This window comes from Pseudomonas sp. FP597 (assembly GCF_030687435.1).
Taxonomy (GTDB): Bacteria; Pseudomonadota; Gammaproteobacteria; order Pseudomonadales; family Pseudomonadaceae; genus Aquipseudomonas; species Aquipseudomonas lactucae.
Map to the genome: position 1 here is coordinate 5355863 of NZ_CP117432.1, position 23319 is coordinate 5379181.

Here is a 23319-nt window from a genome sequence, read left to right on the forward strand (position 1 = left end):
GTAGTTAAAAATCGCAAAAAAATTGCATCCGGTAAATGATTGATTTATGAACGATAAAACTCACATAACAGTAGTAAGGCTGCAGAAATCATGACTGACTTGAACACCCTGCTCACCAGCCTCAACAGCGGTGAACACGCGTTTGCCGATACCCTGGCCTTTGTTGCTGCCGGCTACGACTACCAGCCTCAAGGCTTCACCAACGGCGGCGTGGAAAACGCTGCCGGGCAAAACGAAGGTTCGTGCAAGACCTTGGGGTTGGCGCTGCTGGAAGGCTTGAGCGACCAGCAAGCGCTGCTGGCGTTTGGTGAACATTACCGTTCGGTGGTGGCCACGCCGCAGGGCAGTGACCACGGCAATATTCGCGCGTTGATTGCCCACGGGCTGGCAGGTGTGAAATTTGCGGCACAACCCCTGACCCGCAAATCCTGAGTCAAATGCAAATCAAAATGTGGGAGGAGGCTTGCCCCCGATAGCGGTGGGTCAGCCAACTATTCATCAACTGGTACATTGCCACCGGGGCAAGCCCCCTCCCACCTTTAAATTGCACTCATAAAAAAACCGGCCTCGCAGCCGGTTTTTTTTAATTCAACGGGTTCAGAACGAAGCGTTCTGCAGACCGTCCAGGTACCGCTCGGCATCCAGGGCCGCCATGCAACCGGCGCCGGCGGAGGTAATGGCCTGGCGATACACGTGGTCAGCCACGTCACCGGCGGCGAAGATGCCTTCGATGTTGGTGGCAGTCGCATTGCCTTCGCGGCCGCCCTGCACCACCAGGTAACCGTCCTTGGCTTCCAGCACACCTTCGAACAACGAGGTGTTCGGGGTGTGGCCGATGGCGATGAACACGCCGTCGACTTTCAGCTCGTCGAAGCTGCCGTCGTTGTTCTTCAGGCGGGCACCGGTCACGCCCATGTTGTCGCCCAGGACTTCGTCCAGGGTGGCGTTGAGCTTGAGGATGATCTTGCCTTCAGCCACACGGGCGTGCAGCTTGTCGATCAGGATCTTCTCGGCGCGGAACGTCTCACGACGGTGAACCAGGGTCACGGTGCTGGCGATGTTGGCCAGGTACAGCGCCTCTTCCACGGCGGTGTTGCCGCCGCCGACAACAGCGACCGGCTTATTGCGGTAGAAGAACCCGTCGCAGGTCGCGCAGGCCGAAACGCCCTTGCCCATGAACGCTTCTTCGGACGGCAGGCCCAGGTAGCGGGCGCTGGCACCGGTAGCGATGATCAGCGCGTCGCAGGTGTAGACGCCGCTGTCACCGGTCAGGCTGTAAGGCTTCTTGGAGAAGTCGACTTTGTTGATGTGATCAAACACGATCTCGGTTTCAAAGCGTTCGGCGTGTTCTTTCATGCGCTCCATCAGCACCGGGCCGGTCAGGCCGTGGACGTCGCCAGGCCAGTTGTCGACTTCGGTGGTGGTGGTCAACTGACCGCCCGCCTGCATGCCGGTGATCAGCAGCGGCTTGAGGTTGGCCCGGGCAGCGTAGACGGCAGCGCTGTAACCGGCAGGGCCGGAACCGAGAATAATCACTCGCGAATGACGGGTATCAGACATGACTCGCTCCTATCGACCGCCCGGACTACAAGACGGCTGGAATAAAAAAGGACCGCGAAGCACTTGGGGAAGGCTTGAACTCGCGGATCCTGAAAATAATGGGTGCAGCGTATAGAGGGGGGCAAGATTAAGGAAATACGGAATAACAATCCAGCTCATAGGTGGTCTCTATGCAGTCACCCCGTTCAATCGATGGGTTTGTTACCGCTGATGTCGCCGCTTTCGCCTGGGATACAAAGCCGGTAAGGTCGGCGCGTTCGCCCCTTTGCTCGGAGTTCTCCATGCCCGCCCCCGCTCTTTCCGGCCCGCAGTACCTGCGTGAAGGCCTCAAACTGGTGTTGAGCCCTGGCCTGCGCCTGTTTGTGCTGCTGCCGCTGATGATCAATCTCGTGCTGTTCGTCGGTTTGATCTATTTTGCCGGCCATCAATTCAGCCTGTGGGTCGACCATTTGATGCCGACCCTGCCCAATTGGCTGAGTTTTCTGAATTACCTGCTTTGGCCTTTATTTGTGGTGCTGGTGGTGCTGATGGTGTTTTTCACCTTCACGATGCTCGCCAATATCATCGCGGCGCCGTTCAATGGCTTTCTCTCGGAGAAGGTTGAAGTGGTGGTACGCGGCACCGATGACTTCCCGGCCTTCAGCTGGGGCGAGTTGATCGCCATGGTGCCGCGCACGCTGGCCCGTGAATTGCGCAAACTGGGCTACTTCCTGCCGCGAGCCATCGGCCTGTTTATCCTGTCGTTCATCCCGGTGGTCAACCTGATCGCGGCGCCGTTGTGGCTGCTGTTCGGCGTGTGGATGATGGCAATCCAATACATCGACTACCCGGCCGACAACCACAAGTTGGGCTGGAACGAAATGCTCGCCTGGCTGCGCCAGAAGCGCTGGCAGAGCATGAGCTTCGGCGGCGTCGTCTACCTGGTGCTGCTGGTGCCGGTGGTCAACCTGCTGATGATGCCGGCGGCGGTGGCCGGGGCTACGTTGTTCTGGGTGCGTGAGCAAGGCGCCGAGGCGATGGCCGTGCCGAAAGTGACCCGGTCATAAATCCATCATCTGCATGACACAATGGCGACATGGCCCACAGCGACACTGTGGGTCATGACGACCGCTTTGCTTCACATCACCCTCATCACCGAAACCTTCCCGCCAGAGATCAACGGGGTGGCCAATACCCTTGGCCGCTTGTGCGAAGGATTACGTGCGCGTGGCCATCAAGTCGAACTGGTACGCCCACGCCAGGGCGCCGACCAGAGCCGCCCCAGCGACGACGAATTACTGCTGTGCCGTGGCTGGCCATTGCCCGGTTACCCGGGCCTGCAATGGGGCCAGTCGTCGATGCACAAGCTGCTGCGGCGCTGGACACGGCAGCGCCCGGACGTGCTGTATATCGCCACCGAGGGGCCGCTGGGGCTGTCGGCACTGCGTGCGGCGCGGCGCTTGGGGATCAGCGTGGTCAGCGGTTTTCATACCAATTTCCAGCAGTACTCCAACCAGTACGGTTTGAGCCTGTTAAGCCGCCTGGTCACGCATTACCTGCGCTGGTTTCATAACCGTTCCACGTTGACCTTGGTGCCCAGCGCCAGCCAGCGCCTGGAACTGGAGCGGCGGCATTTCGAACGTCTGGGGATGTTGTCACGCGGGGTCGACAGCCAGCTGTTCCACCCGGCCAAGCGCGACAACACCCTGCGTGATAGCTGGGGCTTGGCAAACGATGATATTGGCGTGCTGCACGTTGGGCGCCTGGCCCAGGAGAAAAACCTCGCGCTGCTCAAACGCTGCTTCGATGCCCTGCAGGCAACGTACCCACAACGCCGGATGAAGCTGATCATCGTCGGCGATGGTCCGCAACGCCCGCTGCTGGAACGCGACCTGCCCGATGCGGTGTTCTGCGGCACTCAGCGCGGCGAGGAGCTGGCACGGCATTACGCCTCGGGGGATCTGTTCCTGTTTCCCAGCCTGACCGAAACCTTTGGCAACGTGGTGTTGGAAGCGATGGCTTCAGGATTGGGCGTAGTGGCTTATGACCAGGCGGCGGCCACCCAGCATATCCGCCATGGCTACAACGGCGTATTGGCGATGCCGGGGGATGAAAACGCGTTTTGCGATGCGGCCATTTGGCTGCTGGAAGAACGGGAGACGTTGCGCAGGGCGCGCTTGAATGCCCGCCAACATGCCAGCCGCCAGGGCTGGCCGGCGATTATCGAGCAGTTCGAACATCAACTCCGTGGGGCGTGCGGCGAGCAGCCTGCGATTGCAGGGGCGTCGCGCTTGATCTGACGGGCTTGATGGGCCGTCGGATCAAGCGCGGGCAAGCGCCGCTTAGACCAGGGTCGTCAACGCTTCACGACTGAACGGCAGGATGTCGCCCTCACGACCTTCACGCACCTTCACCGCCCAATCCGGGTCAACCAGCAGCGCGCGGCCCACGGCGACCAGATCGAATTCATCGTTGTTCAGGCGCTCCAGCAGTTTCTCCAGGCTGGCCGGCTGCGCGACTTTGTCGGTGTTGACCATGAACTGCAGGAACTCGCCATCCAGGCCGACGCTGCCGACGGTGATGGTCGGTTTGCCGGTGAGCTGGCGTGTCCAGCCGGCCAGGTTGAGGTCGGAGCCTTCGAATTCCGGCTCCCAGAAACGGCGAGTGGAGCAGTGGAAAATATCCACGCCGGCGTCGGACAACGGCTTGAGGAACTCGCCCAGCGCCTCGGGGGTTTGCACCAGGCGCGCGGTGTAATCCTGCTGCTTCCACTGGGAGAACCGGAAGATGATCGGGAAGTCCGGACCGACGGCAGCGCGGGTGGCCTGAATCAACTCAATGGCGAAACGCGACCGGTTGGCCAAGCTGCCACCGTACTCGTCGGTACGCTGGTTGCTGCCTTCCCAGAAGAACTGGTCGACCAGATAACCATGGGCGCCGTGGATCTCAACGCCGTCCATGCCGATGCTCTGGGCATCCTTGGCGGCTTGGGCGAAGGCGTTGATCACCTCCTTGATGTCTTGATGCGTCATGCCATGCACCACCACAGTGCCATCCTTGAGTTTTTCCATCGGGCCATAGGCCGGCACGCTGGCGTCGGGCTCGGTGCCGATGCGGCGCACGCTGCCCACGTGCCACAACTGCGGGACGATCTTGCCGCCTTCGGCGTGTACCGCATCGACGACTTTCTTCCAGCCCGTCAGGGCGGCTTCACCGTAGAAGTGCGGCACATTGGGGTAGCCATTCGAGGCTTGATGACCGACCACGGTGCCTTCGGTGATGATCAGGCCTACGCCGGCAGCGGCACGGCGACGGTAGTACTCGATGACTTTGGAGTTGGGAACGCCACCCGGCGAGAACGAGCGGGTCATCGGTGCCATGACGACGCGGGTCGACAGTTGCAACGCACCGAGCTGGAAGGGTTTGAACAAGGCTTGGACGGGCATGGGGCACTCCACGAAAGACGGGGTTTATGACGTGGATAATATGGGGAGCGCAAGGTGCTGGGTAGCACTATTGATCTGGGTGATTAAGGGGTAAAAGTGGCACAACCCGGTTGCCGCTGACCTGTAGTGAGCGGGCTTGCCCGCTCACCACAAAAGCCTCCTGGAGGTCTTCAGGCCAGGGCTTTTTCGATGGCCTGGACGATCGTCGGATCATCCGGCGCAGTACGCGGGGAAAAGCGTGCGAGCACCCGCCCATCCTTGCCCAGTAGGAACTTCTCGAAATTCCAGGTGATGTCCCCAGGAAACTCGGCACCCTCGCCCGCCAGCAAGCGGTACAGCTGATGACGGTCAGGGCCGTTGACCTCAAGCTTGCTGCCCAGGGGGAAGGTCACGCCGTAGTTCAGGCTGCAGAATTCCTGAATCTCTTGCTCGGTACCCGGCTCCTGGCCCGCAAATTGATTGCACGGCAGGCCAAGCACGGTAAATCCCTGGCCTTTGTATTGCTGATAGAGGTTTTCCAACGCCGCGTATTGCGGGGTCAAGCCACACTTGGACGCCACATTGACCACCAGCACGACTTGCCCCTTGAAGGGGGCCAGCGGCAGCTCTTGTCCGTCCAACGCTTTGAGTTTCAGGTCGTGGAAAGCACTCATGACGAACTCCAGATATTCCATGTTCTTTGCATTACGATGCTTGGAGATTACAACCCGCAAGCCTGCAATCATAGACGCCGATGACAAAACTCGCCTGCGGGTTACTGAGCGGTCGGCCACGGCAAAATCGGGATGGCGGTCACCGCGTTCTGCGGGCTGCCTTCGATCAGGCGGTCGCTGTAGACCAGGTAGACCAGAGTGTTGCGCTGCTTGTCGAGGAAACGCACCACCTGCATGGTCTTGAACACCAGTGAGGTGCGCTCCTTGAACACTTCGTCGCCGTCCTTGAGTTCACCCTTGAAGCGAATCGGCCCGACCTGGCGGCAGGCAATCGATGCTTCAGCACGGTCTTCGGCCAGGCCCAGGCCGCCTTTGACGCCGCCGGTCTTGGCACGCGACAGGTAGCAGGTCACACCGTCGACCTTGGGGTCATCGAACGCTTCAACAACGATCCGGTCGTTGGGGCCGACAAACTTGAACACCGTCGACACCTGGCCGATTTCCTCGGCCGAAGCCAGCAGCGGCATGGCCAGCAGCAGGCCGAGCAATCCCTTCATCACGCGCATCGTGTACTTCCTATGGTTAAACCAGGATCAGGTTGTCGCGGTGAACCAGTTCCGGTTCGGCCATATAACCCAAGAGTCCGACAATCGCATCCGACGATTGTCCAATAATCTTCTGCGCTTCCAGGGCGCTGTAGTTGGCCAGGCCACGGGCGATCTCGCGACCGTCGGGCGCGACACACACCACCATCTCGCCACGACGGAAGCTGCCCTGTACCAACTTGACGCCCACCGGCAACAAACTCTTGTTGCCCTGGGACAAGGCCGACACGGCACCATCATCGAGTACCAGAGTGCCACGGGTCTGCAGGTGCCCGGCCAGCCACTGCTTGCGCGCCGCCAGCATGCCGCGCTCCGGCGACAGCAACGTGCCGATGCGCTCACCGGCCTTGAGACGATCCAGCACGCGCTCAATGCGCCCGCCAACGATGATGGTGTGGGCACCGGAACGCGCGGCCAGGCGCGCAGCGCGCAGCTTGGTCTGCATGCCGCCACGGCCCAGCGCGCCGCCCACGCTGCCGGCCACGGCGTCCAGTGCCGGGTCATCGGCACGCGCCTCATAGATCAACTGGGCATCGGGGTTGTTGCGCGGGTCGGCGTCGAACATGCCGTCGCGGTCGGTGAGGATCACCAACAGGTCGGCTTCCACCAGGTTGGCCACCAGGGCGGCCAGGGTGTCGTTGTCGCCGAAGCGGATTTCGTCGGTGACCACTGTGTCGTTCTCGTTGATCACCGGGATCACCTTGAGCTCGACCAGGGCACGCAAAGTGCTGCGGGCATTGAGGTAGCGCTTGCGGTCGGACAGGTCGTCGTGGGTGAGCAGGATCTGCGCGGTGTGGCGGCCGTGCTCGGCAAAGCTCGATTCCCAGGCTTGCACCAGGCCCATCTGGCCGATGGCGGCGGCGGCTTGCAGTTCGTGCATCGCGCTGGGTCGCGCGGTCCAGCCAAGGCGGCTCATCCCGGCGGCAACCGCCCCGGACGACACCAGCACCAACTCCACGCCCGCTTCATGCAGGGCCACCATCTGTTCGACCCAGACGCTCATGGCTGCGCGATCGAGCCCCTTGCCATCCGCCGTCAACAACGCACTGCCGATCTTTACGACCCAGCGCTGCGCACCTGTCACTTTGCTCCGCATCATCTTCAACCTTAGAGTGAGGGCCGCGCGACCCAGCGCCGCCCATAACGTTATACCCGGATACCAAAACGCCGCTCCAGGGAGCGGCGTTCAAGTTTATCGCAACGGATCAGTCGCGCACGTAAATGATTTCCGGACCGTCTTCATCATCCACGTCTTCTTCGTCCCAATCGTCGTCGCCGATGTCGTGCACCGACTTCACGCCGCTGCGGCGCAGGGCACGCTGGTCGTCCAGGGCCTGCAACTGAGCACGGGCTTCGTCTTCGATCTGCTGGTCAAGCTCGGCGAGTTCGGCCTTGTACACCGGGTCGGCCGCCAGGCGGTCGGCGCGGTCTTCGAGGTAGCGCATGATGTCGCGGGTCAGGCGCTCGGTGCCCTCTTTGGCGATGGCCGAGATCACGTAGACCGGGCCGGTCCACTCCAGGCGGTCGACGATTTCCTTGACGCGTTCCTCGTGCTCTTCTTCGAGGATCTGGTCGCATTTGTTCAGCACCAACCAACGATCACGCTCGGCCAGGGCCGGGCTGAATTTGGTCAGCTCGCTGACGATCACTTCGGCGGCATCCGCTGCGCTGGTTTCATCCAGCGGCGCCATGTCGACGAGGTGCAGCAACAAACGGGTACGCGACAAGTGCTTGAGGAAGCGAATCCCCAGGCCTGCGCCGTCGGAAGCACCTTCGATCAGGCCGGGAATGTCGGCGATGACAAAGCTTTTCCAGCGATCGACGCTGACCACGCCCAGGTTGGGTACCAGGGTGGTGAACGGGTAGTCGGCGACTTTCGGCTTGGCGGCCGAGACCGAGCGAATAAAGGTACTTTTGCCGGCGTTCGGCAGGCCCAACAGGCCGACGTCCGCCAGTACTTTCATTTCCAGTTTGAGGTCACGCTGCTCGCCCGGCTTGCCCGGCGTGGTCTGGCGTGGCGCACGGTTGGTACTGGACTTGAATCGGGTGTTACCCAGACCGTGCCAGCCGCCCTGCACCACCATCAGCTTCTGGCCGGCCTTGGTCAGGTCGCCGATCACTTCCTGGGTGGCGGAGTCGATGATCGTGGTGCCGACCGGTACACGCAGTACCAGGTCTTCGCCTTTTTTACCGGTGCAGTCGGTGCTGCCGCCGTTGGAGCCACGCTCGGCATCGAAGTGGCGGGTGTAACGGTAGTCGACCAGGGTGTTGAGGTTTTCGTCGGCCATCATGTAGATGGAACCGCCGTCACCGCCGTCACCGCCGTTGGGGCCACCGTTTTCGATGAATTTTTCGCGACGGAAACTCATGCAACCGTTACCGCCGTCGCCTGCTTTTACTCGGATGGAAACTTCATCAACGAACTTCATAACAAAACGCCTCTCGCCGCACGGACGAGCTTAAAAAACCAAGACATAAGACTCTTGCAAAAATGAGCGCAGCGACCTCAAACAGCGACCGCCTATCCAGCGCCTGAGCTCATTACAAACAGCTTTGCAAGAGACTCACTCCACAAACGAAAAAGCCCCGTCGCAAGACAGGGCTTTTCCAGCGATCTCGCAATTAAGCTGCGACAACGCTCACGTAACGGCGGTTGAACGCGCCTTTTACTTCAAACTTGATCACGCCTTCGATTTTCGCGAAGAGGGTGTGATCTTTACCCATGCCAACACCGTAACCGGCGTGGAATTGGGTGCCGCGCTGACGCACGATGATGTTGCCCGGAATGATTTTCTGGCCGCCATACATCTTAACGCCAAGGCGTTTGGCTTCTGAGTCGCGACCGTTACGGGTACTACCACCAGCTTTTTTGTGTGCCATGAGTCAATTCTCCTAGTGAGGAATTAGGCTGAAATTAAGCCTGAATACCGGTGATTTTGATCTCGGTGTACCACTGGCGGTGGCCCATACGCTTCATGTGGTGCTTACGACGACGGAACTTGATGATGCGGACTTTATCGTGACGACCTTGGGAGATCACTTCAGCCACAACGGTAGCGCCAGCAACAACTGGAGCGCCGATGTTCACGTCATCGCCATTGGCGACCAACAGAACGCGATCAAAAGTAACGGATTCGCCGGTAGCGATTTCCAGTTTTTCGATCTTCAGGTATTCACCTGGGGCGACCTTGTATTGCTTGCCACCAGTAACAATTACTGCGTACGACATGGTATTTCTCCGATAATCCTGCTCACCCAGCGCTTTATAAGAAGAGGTATTGGCTGGCATGGCTGCATGGGATGGACGTCCCGAATGCAATTGCGTAAGGCAGGTGCTGCCCAGGAAGTTCAGGGTGCGCGATTGTACGCAAGCTGTGGAAGGCTTGCAAGGGGCCGTCTATCGCGCCTTGACACTGCGGGGTCAGGGTCCTAGCATGCCGCGCAACCCTTCTGGAGCGACTGTCGCTGATGCAACCCCAAGCTTTCTACCGCGCGGTCGCGGACGATTTTAGCGCCGTCGACGGCATCATCAAGCAGCAGCTGACGTCTAAAGTGCCGCTGGTCTCCAAAATTGGCGACTACATTACGTCGGCGGGCGGTAAGCGCCTGCGTCCTTTATTAGTGTTGCTGTGTGGCAAGGCCCTGGGCCGCGAAGGCGATGACCTGCGCCTGCTCGCCGCTACCATCGAGTTCCTGCACACCGCCACCCTGCTGCATGACGACGTGGTCGACATGTCCGGCATGCGCCGTGGCCGTGAAACCGCCAATGCCATGTGGGGCAACGCCCCGAGCGTGCTGGTGGGCGACTTCCTGTATTCGCGCTCGTTCGAAATGATGGTCGAGCTGGGCTCGATGCCGGTGATGAAGATCCTTTCACAGGCCACGCGCATCATCGCCGAAGGCGAAGTATTGCAACTGTCGAAGGTGCGTGACGCCAGCACTACCGAAGAAACCTATATGGAAGTGATTCGCGGCAAGACCGCGATGCTCTTCGAAGCCTCGACCCATAGCGCCGCCGCGTTGTGTGGCGCCAGCGCCGAACAGGCCGAAGCGCTGCGCACCTTTGGTGATCACCTGGGCGTGGCGTTCCAGCTGGTGGACGACCTGCTGGACTACCGCGGCGACGCCGAAACCCTGGGCAAGAACGTCGGTGACGACCTGGCCGAGGGCAAACCGACCTTGCCGCTGATCTACACCATGCGCGAAGGTACGCCGGAACAGGCCGCCCTGGTGCGCAAGGCGATCCAGAAAGGCGGCATCGAGGACCTGGAAAGCATCCGCGCTGCCGTGGAAGCTTCGGGTTCGCTGGACTACACCGCGCAACTGGCGCGTGACTATGTGGCCCGTGCAATCAAATGCCTGGAAGCCCTGCCGGCCAGCGAATACCGGGACGCCCTGGTTGAGCTGAGTGAGTTCGCGGTCGCGCGTACGCACTAAAATACTTGCATGTGGGAGGGGCGCCGCCCCTCCACATTTAGGTTGTATTGCCAATTCCAGGGCGCCCCTGAGCCAAAAACCTTATATAATGTGCGACTTTTAGCCATCCCTGACTCCCGAGGAGCTTTAGTGAGCACGTTGCCACCCTGCCCGAAATGCAATTCCGAATTCACCTACGAAGACGGCGCCCAACTGATCTGCCCGGAATGCGCCCATGAGTGGTCCGCCAGTGGCGAGGCCGAAGTGGCCGGCGATGAAACCGTGAAGAAAGACTCTGTGGGCAACGTCCTGCAGGACGGCGATACCATCACCGTGATCAAGGACCTCAAGGTCAAGGGCACTTCCCTGGTGGTAAAAGTCGGCACCAAGGTCAAGAACATCCGCCTGTGCGACGGTGACCATGACATCGATTGCAAAATCGACGGTATCGGCCCGATGAAGCTCAAGTCCGAATTCGTGCGCAAAGTCTGAACCTGCTGTTTCCATCCCGCGCCCGCCGCGGGATGGCGCTTTGCCCTCCCCGTTGACCTTTCTCAATACCCACACAGAAAAAACCAGAAACCGCCAATAGGCACTTGCTATTCCACGAATAAGAATTATTCTCATTGAAACTCATCAAGGAGAACGACCATGACTTATTTGATCGATGCCTGGCTGGACCGCCCCCATCCTTACCTACGAATCCTGCATCGGGAAACCGGTGAAGTCTGTGCGGTGCTGGAAGAAGAAGCGCTGACTGAACTACAGGACCAAGGCGACCTGGACGTCAATGGCCTGAGTTCAAGCGAACCCGGTGTGCTGAAAGAAGTGGTGCGTAATCTGTTCCTGTTCTGCTATGCCCGGGCGTTGCGCCCGGCGACGGAGCTCAATGGCAAGTTCCATCCATGAGTACACCGGCAAAACACTGTAGGAACGAGCAAGCTCGTTCCTACAGGTAACAGCAGGTCTTACAGAACGTCGAGCAGTTCGACGTCGAATACCAGAACGCTGTGCGGCGGGATGCTGCCAACGCCTTGAGCGCCGTAGGCCAATTCGCTCGGCACGTACAGGCGCCATTTGCTGCCGGCATTCATCAGTTGCAGGGCTTCGGTCCAGCCGGCGATCACGCCGCCCACCGGGAATTCTGCAGGCTGGCCACGCTCGTAGGAACTGTCGAACACAGTGCCGTCAATCAGAGTGCCGTGGTAGTGGGTGCGCACCTGGTCTTCACGGGTCGGCTTGGCGCCGTCACCGGCGGTCAGCACTTCAAACTGCAGGCCGGAAGCCAGGGTGGTGATGCCATCACGCTTGGCGTTTTCAGCCAGGAACGCCAGGCCGGCGCCTGCGGCCGCTTCAGCCTTGGCAGCCGCTTCGGCTTGCATGATTTCGCGGATGACCTTGAAACTGGCGGCCATTTGCTCTTGGTCAACACGGCTTGGCTTGCCTGCGAATGCGTCGGTCAGGCCGGCCAGGATCGCGTCCAGGCTCACGCCCGGTGGTGGGTTGTCGCGCAGTTGGTCGCCCAACTGACGGCCGATACCGTAGCTGACGCGGGTTTCGTCGGTGGACAGATTAACTTCGGACATGAAGAGGCTCCGCTGCAGGACAACGCGATTAACCGCGCCGTCCAAAACTAAAAGGGCCCGCAGACTAGCACACAAGACCGGGTCGTGATGAGCCCCTGCAACGCTGTAATCCATCCGGGTCGCCATCGCCGCACCGCGATGATGACCCTTTGTCGCACCCCCAAATTAAGCCCTTCAGATTCACACCCGGCCGCCGATAACGGCCTACACCTTGGCTGGCTCAAAAAACAATACCGCCCAGCAAACAGACATCATTCTTGTGGAGCATTAGATGAACAGCTGGTTCGGTAACATCAGCGTCAACCTCAAACTGGGCCTGGGCTTTGGCCTGGTACTTGTCCTCACCTCGATCCTGGCTCTCACCGGCTGGACCAGCCTGGGCAGCCTGATCGACCGCAGCAACTGGATGAGCGACATCACCCAGCTCAACGCCTCGCTGACCAAACTGCGGATCGTGCGCCTGCAGTACATGCTGGCCAACGGCGATGAAGCCGTGGCGCAGAACGTACAGAGCAGCCTGGACGCCTTCGCGGCCCAACAACAGAAACTGCTCGACAGTTTCAAGAGCCCGGAAAACGTCAAGCTGCTCAACGAGCAGAAAGCGGTCATCACCGCTTACCAGCAATCACTGAACAAAATGCGCGAGGCTTACCGTAACGGCAACGCCTCGCGCCAGGTGATGGGCGACAAGGCCGACATCGCCAACGCGCAGATCAACGCGCTGGATGCGACGGTGCAACGGATGCCCGAGAGCCCCGAGCGCTTCGCTCAGTTCCAGGCCGTGACCAATGCCAAGTTCGAGTTTCTGTCGGCCCGCTACGAAGTGCGCGGCTACACCGGTAACGTCAACCCGGACACCGAAGCCCGCGCAGCCGCGCAAATTGAAAAAACCATCAGTGGCTTGAAAGACCTCAGTGCCGCCTTCGGCGCCAGCCAGCAAAGCGCGTTGAGCGCGCTGGAAACCGCCCTGAGCGCGTACCGCACCGCCGTGCAGAACTACAAGGTGGCGAACGCCAACATCGTCGCCGCTCGTGCGGAAATGACCACCCAGGGCGCGGATATCGTCACCATCAGCGACAAGCTCTACGAGATCCAGCTCAACCGCCGCGACGCCGAAAGCGCCCAGGCCCGTAGCCTGCAATTGATCAGCACCCTGCTGGCACTGCTGGTCGGCATCATCGCCGCGCTGGTGATCACTCGCCAGATCACCCGTCCATTGCAAGACACCCTGGCCGTGGTCGAGCGTATTGCCTCGGGCGACCTGAGCCACAACATCCAGGTCACCCGCCGTGATGAACTGGGCGTGCTGCAACAAGGCATCCAGCGCATGGGCAGCACCTTGCGCGAACTGATCAGTGGGATTCGTGACGGCGTGACCCAGATCGCCAGCGCCGCCGAAGAACTGTCGGCCGTAACCGAGCAAACCAGCGCCGGGGTGAACAGCCAGAAGATCGAGACCGATCAAGTCGCCACCGCGATGCACGAAATGACCGCCACCGTCCAGGAAGTGGCGCGCAACGCCGAACAGGCTTCGCTGGCGGCGGCGGATGCCGATGGCCAGGCCCGCGCAGGCGACAAAGTGGTGGCCGAGGCCATCGCCCAGATCGAACGCCTGGCCGCTGAAGTGGCGCGTTCCACCGACGCCATGAGCCATCTGCAACAAGAGAGCAACAAGATCGGCAGCGTGATGGACGTGATCAAGGCCGTGGCCGAACAGACCAACCTGCTGGCGCTCAACGCGGCGATTGAAGCGGCACGTGCCGGTGAAGCCGGCCGCGGGTTTGCCGTGGTGGCCGACGAAGTGCGTGGCTTGGCCCAGCGCACGCAGAAATCCACCGAAGAAATCGAAGGCCTGGTCGCCGGTTTGCAGAATGGCACCCAGCAAGTGGCCAACGTGATGAACAACAGCCGCAGCCTCACCGACAGCAGCGTCGAGCTGACACGCAAGGCCGGCGTATCCCTGGAAAACATCACCCGTACGGTGTCGAACATCCAGTCGATGAACCAGCAGATCGCCGCTGCAGCCGAACAGCAAAGCGCGGTGGCTGAAGAGATCAGCCGCAGCATTGTGAATGTGCGTGATGTGTCGGAGCAGACCGCCACCGCCAGTGAAGAGACGGCCAAGTCGAGTGTGGAACTGGCGCGTTTGGGTAGCCAGTTGCAGCAGATGGTCAGTCATTTCCGCGTTTAAAAACCGGCAAAATCACCGTGGCGAGGGAGCTTGCTCCCGTTGGACTGCGCAGCAGTCCCTTCTTTATAAAACAAAGAGCGGGGCCGCTTCGCGGCCCAACGGGAGCAAGCTCCCTCGCCACAGGTACAGGGCTCGCCCTTAACCGCCTGGTATTATCTGCCAAGGCGGTTTTTTATTGCCTGCGATTTACCTCTCAGCCCTCGCCTTCCTCGACAAACACCACCCGGTTCCCAAACGGGTCCTTGATGCTCATCTCCCGCGAACCCCAAGGCGTTTGCTCAACCTCAGGCTTGGCGTAACGGTAATCCTTGCCCTGCAATTGCCGCTGGTACGCGTCCACGCCCTGCGCTTGAATCCGCACCGCCGCGCCGGGTGAGGCATCGCCATGGTGTTCGGACAAATGCAGCACGCACTCGCCCAACGACACTTGCAGATACAGCGGGAAATTCGCTTCGAATCGATGCTGCCAATCGACCTTGAACCCGAGGAAGTCGACGTAGAATTCCAGCGCCTTGGCCTCGTCGAATATTCGCAGGATGGGGGTGACTTTTCCTAAGTGCATGGCGACCGCTCCGTGTATGAGATCGCCCACTATAAAGGCGAAAACCCACCCCGCAAATCCCCACTGCGTTGCAGAAACCGCCCCGCCCGCTCGCCATTCGCCTGCCCGTCGCTGTAGCTCAACACGCCATTGACCCATACCCCATCGATGCCTTCTGCCGCGCGTTGCGGCGTTTTGAAATCCGCCACGTCCCGCACCCGCAAAGGATCGAACAACACCAGGTCCGCCCAATGCCCTTCACGAATTTCTCCGCGTTGCGACAGACCGAAACGCGCCGCCGACAAGCCGGTCATCTTGTGCACTGCCGTGTGCAGCGGGAACAACCCGACATCCCGGCTGAAATGCCCCAACACTCGTGGAAACGCGCCCCACAACCGTGGGTGCGGAAACGGATCTTCCGGTAAGCCATCGGAGCCCACCATCGACAATGGATGCGCCAGGATGCGTCGCACATCCGCCTCGTCCATGCCGTAATACACCGCGCCCGCCGGTTGCAGGCGACGCGCGGCGTCCATCAGCGAAACATCCCACTCGGCAGCGATATCCTGCAGATCACGCCCGCCCATGTCAGGGTGCGGTGTGGACCAGGTGATGGTGATGCGAAACGCATCGGTCACTTGCTTGAGGTCCAGAGTCGATGAGCTGGCCGCATAGGGATAACAATCGCAGCCCACAGGATGGGTTTTCGCGGCATTTTCCAGCGCCGCCAGCAGCTGCGGACTACGTCCCCAGTTCCCCGCACCGGCACACTTGAGGTGGGAAATAATCACCGGCGCCCTGGCATGCCGGCCGATCAGAAACGCCTCGTCCATTGCCTCCAGCACCGGTTCGAATTCGCTGCGCAGATGGGTGGTGTACACCGCGCCGTATGCGGTCAGCGCCTCACTGAGTTGCAGCACTTCATCGGTCTCGGCATTAAACGCACTGGCATAAGCCAGGCCTGTGGATAAACCGAGCGCGCCGGCTTCAAGGCTCTCTTGCAACTGCACACGCATGGCGGCGATTTCATTCGGGGTGGCCGTACGATGCAGGTCGTCCATCTGGTTGCTGCGCAGCGCCGTGTGGCCGATCAGCGCCGCGACATTGACGGCCGGATGGGCGTGTTCGACGGCGATGCGGTAATCGCTGAAACGCGGATATATAAACGCCTCGCGCGTGCCCAGCAGGTTCATCGGGTCCGGCGGATCGTTGCGCAGGCTGACCGGCGACGCGCTGATGCCGCAATTGCCGACGATTACCGTAGTCACACCCTGGCTGAGCTTGGGCAGCATCTGCGGATAACGGATCACCACAGTATCGTCGTGGGTGTGCACGTCGATAAAGCCCGGCGCCAACACGCGGCCCCGGGCGTCGATGACCTGCTCGGCCACGGCTGTGGACAAGTCGCCAATCGCCTCGATACGGCCCTCGCGCAGTCCCACATCGGCGACGTACCCCGGCGTGTTGCTGCCATCAATCACCAGCGCCTGGCGAATCAGCGTGTCGTACTCCATATCAGTCTCCAAGCGGCAGGCTATCGGGGCCGCCGCGATAATCGTCCAGGGCCAGCTTGATCCGGCGCAGGCGTTCCTGGCTGTCGTCCGGCAGGGCCAACGCCAGCTCGGTGGCGAGCAGGTCAATGGCCAGCAGCATGCCGTAGCGCGCCGCCGTGGGCTTGTAGATAAAACTGGTTTCGGCCGGCTGCAGCGGCAGCAGCACATCGGCCAATTGCGCCAGAGGCGAATCGGTCAGGGTGATGGCGATGATGCGCGTGTCGTAGTTGCGCGCCAGCTCCGTCACCGCCAGCAACTCCGGGGTGAGGCCGGTGAGCGAGCATACGATCAACGCGTGGTCCGGGCCCAAAGTGGCGGCGGTGACGCGCATCATCACCGGGTCATGGCAGGCGGCAATCGGGTAGCCCAGGCGCACCAGGCGCACCTGCAACTCATCGCTGCACAGGCTCGATGGGCCGCCCATGCCGAAGGCATGGATCATCCGCGCCTTGCCCAACAGGCTGACCGCATCGACAAAACTTGCCTGGCTGAATCCCGACAAATGCTGACGCAACGTCGCCTCGATATCACCGAGAATCTGCCGGTGAAAGGCCGACTGTTCGGGTAACCCGGCAGGGTCGAGGAAGCGGCTGCCGACACCACTGGCCTGGGCCAGTTGCAGGCGCAAATCACGCAGGTCGCGGCAACCGACGCTGCGGGCAAAGCGCGACAAGGTCGCCGTGCTGACTTCGGCCCGTTGGGACAATTCCTCCAGGCTGGCCGATGCGGCAAAGCCCACATCATCGAGCATAAGCTGGGCGATACGCCCTTCGCCGGCGCTGAAGGACGCCTGGCGGGCGCGGATCTGGTAGAGGATGTCCATGGGGGCTCCGGGTTACAGAAGGCAGGACAGACCGTAGGTCAGAGCGAAGGCCACCACCGAAATCAGGGTCTCCAATACGGTCCAGGTCTTGAAGGTCTGGATCACCGTCATATTGAAGTATTCCTTGATCAGCCAGAAGCCGCCGTCATTGACGTGGGAAAAAATCACCGAGCCCGCGCCGGTGGCCAACACCAGCAATTCCGGATGTGGATAACCCAGGCCCAGGGCGACCGGGGCTACCACGCCCGAAGCCGTAGTCATGGCTACCGTGGCTGAGCCCGTCGCAATCCGCATCAACGCCGCGAACAGCCAGCCCATCACCAGCGGCGACAAGTGGAAGGTATGGGCTAGGCCGAGAATTTCATTGGTAACGCCAGCGTCCACCAATATCCGGTTCAACCCGCCACCCGCGCCCACCAGCAAGGTGATGCTCGCGGTCGGCGCCAGGCATTCATTGGTGAACCTGAGGATCGACTCGCGGTTGAAGCCCTGCGCCAGGCCCAGGGTCCAGAAACTCACCAGGGTCGCCACCAGCAGCGCGATCACCGAGTTGCCGATAAACAGCAGGAACTGGTTGAAGCCCGTACCCGGAGTGGAAATCACGTTGGCCCAACCGCCGATCATCATCAGCACCACCGGCAACAGGATGGTGCCCATGGTCAGTGCAAAGCTCGGCAAACGCTCACGGGGTTCGCGCTCGATGAACTGGCGTTCCAGCGGGTTTTCCGCCGGCAGGTGAATACGCGGCACAATGAATTTGGCGTACACCGGGCCGGCGATGATCGCCGTCGGGATACCGATGAGGATCGCATAGAGCACCGTCTGCCCCACTGACGCGTTATACGCCAGCACCGCCATCATCGCCGCCGGGTGCGGCGGCACCAGCGCATGCACCACCGACAAGCCTGCGACCATCGGCAAGCCGACCATCAGGATCGACACCCCCACACGCCGTGCCACGGTAAAGGCGATCGGCACCAGCAACACAAATCCTACTTCGAAAAACAGCGGCAGCCCCACCAGGAACGCGATGCACACCATGGCCCAATGGGCATTGCGCTCGCCAAACCGGTTGATCAACGTGCGCGCCACCTGCTCGGCCCCGCCGGACTCGGCCATCATCTTGCCGAGCATGGTGCCCAGCGCCACCACCAGTGCGATATGCCCCAGGGTCTTGCCGACGCCGGCTTCATAGGACCCCATGATGGTGTCCGCCGGCATCCCGGCCATCAGCGCCAGGCCGATGGACACCAGGGTGATGACGATAAACGGGTTGAGCCGGTAACGTGCGATCAGCACGATCAAAGCAATGATGGCGATGGCAGCGTATGCCAATAGCCCGAAGCCCGGTGATGCGGCCATGCGGTACTCCTCGGAAAAGGGTCACGTCGAATTGGTTGTGAAACTCATAAATCATTACCAAGGAGCGTTTTCAATTTTTATGAAAGTAATTTTCGCCCACGGATAAGGGTTGTCGCGTCGGGATATGCCCAACACCTGTGTATGAAAATTCGAGGGGGGTTCTTACATGAAGATCAGAAAGGTCGGAAACTCAACGGACGCGCTTGAGTCTTAAAATTCACATCCCTTGATTGCCCAGGAAAAACGGACATGATTCGTACGACATTCGCCGTCAGCGTCTTGCTGCTCGCCCTGTGCGGCACCGCTGCCGCCGCCGAGAACCCGGCGTTGAAAAAGTGCATGGATGGCGCCGACACCACCGCCGACATGGTCACTTGCAACATCAAGGAAACCAAGGTGCAGGACACGCGCCTGAACAAGGCCTACCAGACGGCCCTCGCGGCTCAGGAAGGCAATCGCAAGCAGCAGCTGCAAGACGTGCAGCGCCTGTGGATAAAGTACCGCGATGCCAATTGCCAATTTATCGGCTCGGCCACCGGCGGCACCATCGACCAAGTCAATGGCACCGGCTGCGTACTCGATATGACCCAGGCGCGAGCCCAGGAACTGGAAGACCTGGTCGGGCCTTGATCACTTATTCGTGATGCACACGAGCGCGCTTGAGCAGCTTCCGGCAGCGCTCCGACAAATGCAGCACGCGCAGGTGCTTGCCGGCCTTGGTGTAACGCTCGCGCAGGGTCATCAGCGCGGCAATGGCCGAGTAGTCGACGAAGCTCAGATGGCGGCAATCCAGCGTCACCTCGGCCGGGTCATTGGCCGGGTCGAACTGGTTCAAAAACGGCGTGGTCGAGGCAAAGAACAAGGTGCCGTGCAGGCGATAGAGCTTGCTGCCATCGGCCTCCAGGTGTTCATCGGCATACAACTCACGGGCCTGCTGCCAGGCAAAATTCAGCGCTGCGATCACGATCCCGCACAGTACCGCGGTGGCCAGGTCAGTGAACACCGTGATCACCGTCACCGCGATAATCACCAGCACGTCATTGACCGGCACCTTGTTGATCACCCGCAATGAAGCCCAAGCGAAGGTCTGCTGGGACACCACGAACATCACCCCCACCAGCGCCGCCAGCGGAATACGCTCGATCAGCGGCGATAGAAACAGGATGAACAGCAGGATCATCACCCCGGCAAACACCCCGGAGAAACGCCCGCGCCCGCCGGAACTGAGGTTGATCACGGTTTGCCCGATCATCGCGCAACCGCCCATGCCGCCGAACAGGCCCGAGACCATATTCGCCGCGCCCAGGGCCACGCTTTCGCGGTCGGGGTAGCCACGGGTCTCGGTGATTTCGTCGGTGAGGTTGAGGGTCAGCAGGGTTTCCAGCAGGCCGACCATCGCCATCAGGAACGCATAAGGCGCAATGATGCCCAGGGTTTCCAGGGTCCAGGGGATCTGCGGCAACGCGAAGCTCGGCAGGCCGCCGGCAATGTGCGCCATGTCGCCGAGGGTGCGGGTGGGCAAGCCTAGCAGGTACACCGCCAGGCCCACGCCGAGGATCGCCACCAGGGCCGGTGGCACCGCGCGGGTGATGCGCGGCAGCAGGTAGACGATGGCCATGGTCGCCGCGACCAACCCGCTCATCACATACAACGGCGCGCCGCTGAGCCATTGTTCAGCGTTCTTGAAATGCTCCAGCTGCGCCAACGCGATGATGATCGCCAGGCCGTTGACGAACCCCAGCATCACCGGGTGCGGCACCATGCGCACCAGCTTGCCAAGGCGCAACAGGCCGAACGTCATCATGATCAGCCCGCCCAACAACACCGTTGCCAGCAGGTACTCCACGCCGTGCTGCACCACCAGCGCGACGATCACCACCGCCATCGATCCCGCCGCCCCCGAGACCATGCCCGGACGACCACCGAACAACGCAGTGAGGGTGCAGATGATAAAGGCGCCATACAGGCCCATCAGCGGGTTGAGATGGGCGACCAAGGCAAAGGCGATGCACTCGGGCAGCAGCGCGAAAGACGTGGTGAGGCCGGCCAGGGCATCGGCGCGCAGACGGGAGAGATTCATGAGGTACCAGGGCATTGCGGGGGATTAGGCGGGGAATGGTACGAAATTGCGCTCGGTGGGGCCAGTAATGTGTAACGACAGTTAAACCGGATAGCCCTCTTCGCGAGCCCCACCCATTCAGCACGCATACCGCGCCAGCTTGGCCTGGATAAAATCCAGGAAACACTGGATGCGCAACGCCAACTGCGAATTGCGATAGAACACCGCATGGATCGGCTGGCGATAACCACTGTTGAACGTTTCCAGCACCGGCACCAGGCGCCCGGCGTCGATATCGGCGCTGGTCATGAAGTTCGACAGGCAACAAATACCCTGCCCTTGCAGTGCCAACTGGCGCAGGGTTTCGCCGCTGGACGCGGCAATACCCGGCTCGATCAGCCAACGGTCGCCCTCCACATGGCGCAGCGGCCAGTGGTTGAGGGTTTCGGTCTGGGTGAAGCCAAGCAAGGTGTGCTTCGCCAGGTCGGCGACGGTCTGCGGCGCGCCGTACTGCTTGAGGTAATCGGGGCTGGCGAGGATATGCAGCGGGGTGCAGCCCAGTGAACGCGCGTGCAGGGTGGAATCCGCCAGGGCGCCGATACGGATCGCGATGTCGGTGCTCTGCTCCAGCAAGTCGATGATCAGGTCATCGCTATTGAGCTCCAACTGGATATCCGGATAGAGGCTGCGAAACTCCGCGATGTACGGCACGATCCCATGCAGCATGAACGGCACCGCAGCGTTGATGCGCAACCGCCCGGCGGGGTTCTTCTGGCGCGATGACAAGCGCTCTTCCAGCTCATCCATCTGCGCCAGGATCAGCTTGGCCTGCTCGAAGAAGTACTTGCCCTCCTCGGTCAGGTCCATGCGCCGCGTGGTGCGGTTGATCAGCGTGGTGTCGAGCTTGGCCTCCAGGCGCGACAAGGTGCGGCTGACCGCCGACGGCGTCTGCCCGACCTGCTCCGCCGCGGCCGAAATCGAGCCGCACTCGATGACGCTGACGAAGATCTGTAACTCATCGGATCGGGCTTTCACAGGCGGTCCTCGCAATCGGTTCCGCGCAGCTTACACCGAGAGGCTGAAGACCTGCGCCAGATGCTGCTCGTAACGCGCCACGTCAGCCTCGATCGCCGGGCTTTTCATCACGTCCACACAGAGGAAGGTCGGCAGGCCGGTCATGCCGAGGAACTGATTGGCCTTGTGGAACGGAAAGTACACCGCGTCCACCCCCTTGGCCTCGAAGAAATCGCTCGGGTCGTCGAAGGCTTGCCGTGGCGCGTTCCAGGTCAGCGACAGCATGTACTGCTTGCCCTGGATCAGGCCGCCGCTGCCATATTTCTGCGAGGCATCGGAGCGGGTACGACCGTCGCTGGCGTACAGGCTGCCATGACCTTCGGTGAAGACTTCGTCGATGTACTTCTTGACGATCCACGGCGCGCCCATCCACCAGCCGGGCATCTGGTAGATGATCACGTCGGCCCAGAGGAATTTGGCGACCTCTTCGGCCACGTCGTAGCCCTGGTCGATATGCGTGACCTTGACGTCGATGCCGCCACGGTCCAGCACGGCCAAAGCGGTGTCATGCAGGGTGTTGTTGTAGCGGCCATCGGAGTGGGCGAATTTTTTACCGCCGTTGAGCAGGAGTACTTTTTTCATAAGAGGGCATCCAGAAGGTTGAAATGTCTGGATGCAGACTATCGACCTCAGCCCCTCGGAATAAGCATCCGCGCAACAAAATACCTTTGAGCAAAAAGCACGAATACCGAGCACATTGTTAACCACTGATCAGCAGATGAGCGCCCAACAGCGCCATGCCGATGAAAAATATCCGCTTGAACAGCACGGCACTGATGCGCTGGCGCAGCGCCTGGCCGAGCCACATACCCAGCAACGCCGGCACCAGCGCCAGCAATGAAGCAGTGACTTCACCACCGCCCAACGTACCCCGCCAGGCCAATCCGGCGGCCAAGGCGAGCGTCGACACCGTGAACGACAACCCCAGCGCCTGTACCAGTTGATCGCGATTCAAACCCAGCGCTTGCAGGTACGGCACCGCAGGAATCACGAACACGCCAGTGGCCGAGGTGATCAGGCCGGTGATCAGCCCACACACCGGTCCAAACCAGCGTTCAGTGGAGGTTTTTACCTTGAAGGTGGGCATGAACAATCCACTCAACGCGTACACCAGCAACGCCCCGCCCAAGGCGCGCACCACCCAACGCCCGCCATCCATGCCCAGCCACACCGTGCCAAGCCCGGTGCCGAGGAAAATCAGCAACAACATCGGCCACAGGCGCTTGAGCAAGGCACTCAGGTGGCCGCCGAACGCCAATTGCCACAGGTTCGTCACCGTTGAAGGAATGATCAGCAACGCCGCAGCCTGCGCCGGCAACATAGCCAGGCCGAGCAGGCCCATCGCCACAGTAGGCAAGCCCATGCCGATCACACCCTTGACGGCGCCGGCCAGCAGGAAGGTGGCGATCACCAGCAGGGTCAGGGTCGGGCCGAGGTTTTGGTAGAAGGTTAGGAAGGTATTCATTGGGTG

General features: G+C 60.9%; 24 protein-coding genes and 2 pseudogenes. 9 read left to right on the forward strand and 17 right to left on the reverse strand.

Annotation, left to right across the window (positions count from 1 at the left end):
- Positions 1–90 precede the first annotated feature (90 nt).
- Positions 91–432 carry a HopJ type III effector protein gene (locus PSH66_RS24565; RefSeq protein WP_078826018.1) on the forward strand — a complete coding sequence of 114 codons (342 nt, stop codon included), beginning with the start codon at positions 91–93 and terminating at the stop codon, positions 430–432.
- Between the two features lie 165 nt (positions 433–597).
- On the opposite strand, the gene trxB is transcribed toward PSH66_RS24565, so the two are convergent.
- On the reverse strand, positions 598–1560 hold the full coding sequence (trxB, locus tag PSH66_RS24570; RefSeq protein WP_003176041.1) for a thioredoxin-disulfide reductase: 963 nt from the start codon (positions 1558–1560) through the stop codon (positions 598–600).
- Between the two features lie 281 nt (positions 1561–1841).
- On the opposite strand from trxB, the gene cysZ reads away from it, so the two are divergent.
- Together cysZ and PSH66_RS24580 are read left to right on the forward strand one after the other, a co-directional pair.
- Positions 1842–2606 (forward strand): sulfate transporter CysZ, encoded by a 765-nt coding sequence (gene cysZ, locus PSH66_RS24575; RefSeq protein ID WP_003176042.1) that lies wholly within the window; start codon positions 1842–1844, stop codon positions 2604–2606.
- Positions 2607–2660: 54 nt separating this feature from the next.
- On the forward strand, positions 2661–3839 hold the full coding sequence (locus PSH66_RS24580) for a glycosyltransferase family 1 protein (RefSeq protein WP_003176043.1): 1179 nt from the start codon (positions 2661–2663) through the stop codon (positions 3837–3839).
- A gap of 42 nt (positions 3840–3881) precedes the next feature.
- Here the strand turns inward: PSH66_RS24580 and PSH66_RS24585 are convergent, their stop codons facing one another.
- From PSH66_RS24585 to rplU, 7 genes are all read right to left on the reverse strand, one after another.
- Positions 3882–4985, reverse strand: coding sequence for an NADH:flavin oxidoreductase (locus PSH66_RS24585; RefSeq protein ID WP_003176044.1), 1104 nt, complete (start codon positions 4983–4985; stop codon positions 3882–3884).
- 170 nt (positions 4986–5155) lie between these two features.
- Positions 5156–5638 carry a glutathione peroxidase gene (locus PSH66_RS24590; protein WP_003176045.1) on the reverse strand — a complete coding sequence of 161 codons (483 nt, stop codon included), beginning with the start codon at positions 5636–5638 and terminating at the stop codon, positions 5156–5158.
- 101 nt (positions 5639–5739) lie between these two features.
- A complete protein-coding gene (locus PSH66_RS24595) occupies positions 5740–6204 on the reverse strand; it encodes a CreA family protein (RefSeq protein ID WP_003176046.1) in 465 nt (154 codons plus the stop codon).
- Positions 6205–6220: 16 nt separating this feature from the next.
- Entirely contained in the window at positions 6221–7339 is a 1119-nt protein-coding gene (gene proB / locus PSH66_RS24600; protein WP_003176047.1) for a glutamate 5-kinase, read from the reverse strand.
- 109 nt (positions 7340–7448) lie between these two features.
- Entirely contained in the window at positions 7449–8672 is a 1224-nt protein-coding gene (gene cgtA / locus PSH66_RS24605) for an Obg family GTPase CgtA (protein ID WP_003176048.1), read from the reverse strand.
- Between the two features lie 193 nt (positions 8673–8865).
- Positions 8866–9123 (reverse strand): 50S ribosomal protein L27, encoded by a 258-nt coding sequence (rpmA, locus tag PSH66_RS24610; protein ID WP_003176049.1) that lies wholly within the window; start codon positions 9121–9123, stop codon positions 8866–8868.
- Positions 9124–9157: 34 nt separating this feature from the next.
- The gene (gene rplU / locus PSH66_RS24615; RefSeq protein ID WP_003176051.1) at positions 9158–9472 is read right to left on the reverse strand and encodes a 50S ribosomal protein L21; all 315 of its coding nucleotides are present in this window, start codon (positions 9470–9472) and stop codon (positions 9158–9160) included.
- A gap of 239 nt (positions 9473–9711) precedes the next feature.
- Here rplU and PSH66_RS24620 point away from each other — a divergent pair, with 239 nt between their 5' ends.
- The 3 genes from PSH66_RS24620 to PSH66_RS24630 all read left to right on the forward strand — a co-directional run bounded on the left by PSH66_RS24620 (position 9712) and on the right by PSH66_RS24630 (position 11568).
- The gene (locus tag PSH66_RS24620) at positions 9712–10680 is read left to right on the forward strand and encodes a polyprenyl synthetase family protein (RefSeq protein ID WP_003176052.1); all 969 of its coding nucleotides are present in this window, start codon (positions 9712–9714) and stop codon (positions 10678–10680) included.
- Between the two features lie 129 nt (positions 10681–10809).
- Positions 10810–11151, forward strand: coding sequence for a zinc ribbon domain-containing protein YjdM (locus tag PSH66_RS24625; RefSeq protein WP_042945274.1), 342 nt, complete (start codon positions 10810–10812; stop codon positions 11149–11151).
- A 159-nt stretch (positions 11152–11310) separates the two neighbouring features.
- Positions 11311–11568: a hypothetical protein gene (locus tag PSH66_RS24630; protein ID WP_003176054.1), complete on the forward strand. Its 258-nt coding sequence runs from the start codon at positions 11311–11313 to the stop codon at positions 11566–11568.
- A 59-nt stretch (positions 11569–11627) separates the two neighbouring features.
- On the opposite strand, the gene PSH66_RS24635 is transcribed toward PSH66_RS24630, so the two are convergent.
- Positions 11628–12245, reverse strand: coding sequence for an FKBP-type peptidyl-prolyl cis-trans isomerase (locus tag PSH66_RS24635; RefSeq protein ID WP_003176055.1), 618 nt, complete (start codon positions 12243–12245; stop codon positions 11628–11630).
- A 271-nt stretch (positions 12246–12516) separates the two neighbouring features.
- Here PSH66_RS24635 and PSH66_RS30270 point away from each other — a divergent pair.
- Both PSH66_RS30270 and PSH66_RS30275 read left to right on the forward strand, forming a co-directional pair.
- Positions 12517–13533: pseudogene (locus PSH66_RS30270) on the forward strand (methyl-accepting chemotaxis protein); the annotation flags it as partial.
- A gap of 309 nt (positions 13534–13842) precedes the next feature.
- A pseudogene (locus PSH66_RS30275) lies at positions 13843–14436 on the forward strand (methyl-accepting chemotaxis protein); the annotation flags it as partial.
- A gap of 193 nt (positions 14437–14629) precedes the next feature.
- On the opposite strand, the gene PSH66_RS24645 reads toward PSH66_RS30275, so the two are convergent.
- From PSH66_RS24645 to PSH66_RS24660, 4 genes are read right to left on the reverse strand one after another with little or no spacing between them, the layout of a single operon-like run.
- On the reverse strand, positions 14630–14998 hold the full coding sequence (locus PSH66_RS24645; RefSeq protein ID WP_042945279.1) for a glyoxalase superfamily protein: 369 nt from the start codon (positions 14996–14998) through the stop codon (positions 14630–14632).
- Positions 14999–15027: 29 nt separating this feature from the next.
- A complete protein-coding gene (locus PSH66_RS24650; protein WP_305427788.1) occupies positions 15028–16491 on the reverse strand; it encodes an amidohydrolase family protein in 1464 nt (487 codons plus the stop codon).
- Between the two features lies 1 nt (position 16492).
- Positions 16493–17353 carry a MurR/RpiR family transcriptional regulator gene (locus PSH66_RS24655; RefSeq protein WP_305427789.1) on the reverse strand — a complete coding sequence of 287 codons (861 nt, stop codon included), beginning with the start codon at positions 17351–17353 and terminating at the stop codon, positions 16493–16495.
- Between the two features lie 12 nt (positions 17354–17365).
- Complete coding sequence (locus PSH66_RS24660; RefSeq protein ID WP_305427790.1) at positions 17366–18715, reverse strand: gluconate:H+ symporter; 1350 nt, start codon at positions 18713–18715, stop codon at positions 17366–17368.
- Positions 18716–18964: 249 nt separating this feature from the next.
- On the opposite strand from PSH66_RS24660, the gene PSH66_RS24665 reads away from it, so the two are divergent.
- Positions 18965–19345 carry a lysozyme inhibitor LprI family protein gene (locus PSH66_RS24665; RefSeq protein WP_003176062.1) on the forward strand — a complete coding sequence of 127 codons (381 nt, stop codon included), beginning with the start codon at positions 18965–18967 and terminating at the stop codon, positions 19343–19345.
- A 4-nt stretch (positions 19346–19349) separates the two neighbouring features.
- On the opposite strand, the gene PSH66_RS24670 is transcribed toward PSH66_RS24665, so the two are convergent.
- The 4 genes from PSH66_RS24670 to PSH66_RS24685 all read right to left on the reverse strand — a co-directional run bounded on the left by PSH66_RS24670 (position 19350) and on the right by PSH66_RS24685 (position 23313).
- Positions 19350–20795: a SulP family inorganic anion transporter gene (locus PSH66_RS24670; RefSeq protein WP_003176063.1), complete on the reverse strand. Its 1446-nt coding sequence runs from the start codon at positions 20793–20795 to the stop codon at positions 19350–19352.
- Between the two features lie 117 nt (positions 20796–20912).
- Positions 20913–21809 (reverse strand): LysR family transcriptional regulator, encoded by an 897-nt coding sequence (locus tag PSH66_RS24675; protein WP_003176064.1) that lies wholly within the window; start codon positions 21807–21809, stop codon positions 20913–20915.
- A 30-nt stretch (positions 21810–21839) separates the two neighbouring features.
- Positions 21840–22430 carry an NAD(P)H-dependent oxidoreductase gene (locus PSH66_RS24680; protein ID WP_305427791.1) on the reverse strand — a complete coding sequence of 197 codons (591 nt, stop codon included), beginning with the start codon at positions 22428–22430 and terminating at the stop codon, positions 21840–21842.
- A gap of 118 nt (positions 22431–22548) precedes the next feature.
- Positions 22549–23313, reverse strand: a complete 765-nt coding sequence (locus tag PSH66_RS24685) for a sulfite exporter TauE/SafE family protein (RefSeq protein ID WP_305427792.1) — start codon at positions 23311–23313, stop codon at positions 22549–22551.
- Positions 23314–23319 lie beyond the last annotated feature (6 nt).

Coding starts and splice junctions, on each gene's coding strand:
- PSH66_RS24645 (WP_042945279.1), bottom strand. CDS start 14,998: ATGCACTTAGGAAAAGTCACCCCCATCCTGCGAATATTCGACGAGGCC.
- PSH66_RS24665 (WP_003176062.1), top strand. CDS start 18,965: ATGATTCGTACGACATTCGCCGTCAGCGTCTTGCTGCTCGCCCTGTGC.
- PSH66_RS24635 (WP_003176055.1), bottom strand. CDS start 12,245: ATGTCCGAAGTTAATCTGTCCACCGACGAAACCCGCGTCAGCTACGGT.
- PSH66_RS24650 (WP_305427788.1), bottom strand. CDS start 16,491: ATGGAGTACGACACGCTGATTCGCCAGGCGCTGGTGATTGATGGCAGC.
- PSH66_RS24685 (WP_305427792.1), bottom strand. CDS start 23,313: ATGAATACCTTCCTAACCTTCTACCAAAACCTCGGCCCGACCCTGACC.
- rpmA (WP_003176049.1), bottom strand. CDS start 9,123: ATGGCACACAAAAAAGCTGGTGGTAGTACCCGTAACGGTCGCGACTCA.
- PSH66_RS24660 (WP_305427790.1), bottom strand. CDS start 18,715: ATGGCCGCATCACCGGGCTTCGGGCTATTGGCATACGCTGCCATCGCC.
- rplU (WP_003176051.1), bottom strand. CDS start 9,472: ATGTCGTACGCAGTAATTGTTACTGGTGGCAAGCAATACAAGGTCGCC.
- cgtA (WP_003176048.1), bottom strand. CDS start 8,672: ATGAAGTTCGTTGATGAAGTTTCCATCCGAGTAAAAGCAGGCGACGGC.
- PSH66_RS24680 (WP_305427791.1), bottom strand. CDS start 22,430: ATGAAAAAAGTACTCCTGCTCAACGGCGGTAAAAAATTCGCCCACTCC.
- PSH66_RS24655 (WP_305427789.1), bottom strand. CDS start 17,353: ATGGACATCCTCTACCAGATCCGCGCCCGCCAGGCGTCCTTCAGCGCC.
- PSH66_RS24630 (WP_003176054.1), top strand. CDS start 11,311: ATGACTTATTTGATCGATGCCTGGCTGGACCGCCCCCATCCTTACCTA.
- PSH66_RS24595 (WP_003176046.1), bottom strand. CDS start 6,204: ATGCGCGTGATGAAGGGATTGCTCGGCCTGCTGCTGGCCATGCCGCTG.
- PSH66_RS24565 (WP_078826018.1), top strand. CDS start 91: ATGACTGACTTGAACACCCTGCTCACCAGCCTCAACAGCGGTGAACAC.
- PSH66_RS24620 (WP_003176052.1), top strand. CDS start 9,712: ATGCAACCCCAAGCTTTCTACCGCGCGGTCGCGGACGATTTTAGCGCC.
- PSH66_RS24670 (WP_003176063.1), bottom strand. CDS start 20,795: ATGAATCTCTCCCGTCTGCGCGCCGATGCCCTGGCCGGCCTCACCACG.
- proB (WP_003176047.1), bottom strand. CDS start 7,339: ATGCGGAGCAAAGTGACAGGTGCGCAGCGCTGGGTCGTAAAGATCGGC.
- trxB (WP_003176041.1), bottom strand. CDS start 1,560: ATGTCTGATACCCGTCATTCGCGAGTGATTATTCTCGGTTCCGGCCCT.
- PSH66_RS24590 (WP_003176045.1), bottom strand. CDS start 5,638: ATGAGTGCTTTCCACGACCTGAAACTCAAAGCGTTGGACGGACAAGAG.
- PSH66_RS24580 (WP_003176043.1), top strand. CDS start 2,661: ATGACGACCGCTTTGCTTCACATCACCCTCATCACCGAAACCTTCCCG.
- cysZ (WP_003176042.1), top strand. CDS start 1,842: ATGCCCGCCCCCGCTCTTTCCGGCCCGCAGTACCTGCGTGAAGGCCTC.
- PSH66_RS24585 (WP_003176044.1), bottom strand. CDS start 4,985: ATGCCCGTCCAAGCCTTGTTCAAACCCTTCCAGCTCGGTGCGTTGCAA.